The following is an 881-nucleotide window of genomic DNA, read 5'->3' as shown; positions in this document are numbered from 1 at the left end:
TATGATCGCGAATGGAAGAAGCAAGTTGTTGCCTTGGCCCTTGAACCCGGCGCTTCTTTATCGCGTGTTGCCATTGATCACGGGATTAATACCAACCTTGTGCGCAAATGGGTGCGTAAGCACAAGGAAGCAGAAATTGAGGTCTTGCAGCCTTCGCCATCTTTAGGGTCGGCATTTATACCGGTTCGATCGAGGCTGCTGCAAACGATATTGTGACAAGAGGTGACAGGCCGCGTGCGGCGGAACTGGGGACCCGTAATTCTGGCAGGATGAAGCCAGCATCTGCTAAAGTTGCAGTGTTCTCCTCAGTGGCAAAACTGAACGTGACTTTACCCAATGGCGTGAAGCTGTCTCTGGAATGTGACGATGTGCGGGCACTGACGGCGGTCATTGGAGCGGTAAGCGATGTTTAGACTTACCTCTGACATGCAGGTCTATCTGCACCGCGACCCCATCGACTTCCGGGGCGGGATAAACAGTCTTGCGGTTCTGGTTCAGGAAGAGATGGATCTGGACCCGTTTGCGCCAGCGATTTTTGCTTTTTGCAACCGTCGTCGTGACCGGATGAAGGTTTTGTTCTTCGACCGATCAGGGTTTGTGCTTTTGTTAAAGCGGTTGACTGACGACAAATTCCGTTGGCCGCAGCGTCAGGACACAATCATGCAGCTTACAACGGAGCAATTGCACTGGTTGCTTGATGGCATTGATATCGATGCGATGGTTCGTCATCCGGTTCGACAATATAGAATTGCCGGATAAGGGGTTTAAGCCCGGCGCATAAATATAAAAACCCGTGAATTAATTTATTGACGTCGCTGACTGTGTTCGATTCAAGCATTGGGATGAATCGAGCAGGCCAACCCACCGTCGCAGATCTGATG

At 51.0% G+C, this 881-nt stretch carries 2 protein-coding genes; both read left to right on the top strand.

Annotated features, from left to right (window positions below):
* On the top strand, positions 1 to 216 hold a 216-nt coding region (locus ABE527_RS21590; RefSeq protein WP_499698256.1), incomplete at its 5' end, for a transposase.
* A gap of 189 nt (positions 217 to 405) precedes the next feature.
* Complete coding sequence (gene tnpB / locus ABE527_RS21585; protein ID WP_499695607.1) at positions 406 to 759, top strand: IS66 family insertion sequence element accessory protein TnpB; 354 nt, start codon at positions 406 to 408, stop codon at positions 757 to 759.
* The last annotated feature ends 122 nt before the right edge of the window (positions 760 to 881 follow it).

Origin of the sequence: Brucella sp. TWI432, from assembly GCF_039674445.1 — a bacterium.
GTDB lineage: Bacteria > Pseudomonadota > Alphaproteobacteria > Rhizobiales > Rhizobiaceae > Brucella > Brucella chromiisoli.
This window is presented reverse-complemented; position numbering and strand designations above follow the sequence as displayed.

Excerpts from the sequence above, each read along its gene's own strand:
- tnpB (WP_499695607.1), top strand. The coding sequence starts at position 406 with ATGTTTAGACTTACCTCTGACATGCAGGTCTATCTGCACCGCGACCCC.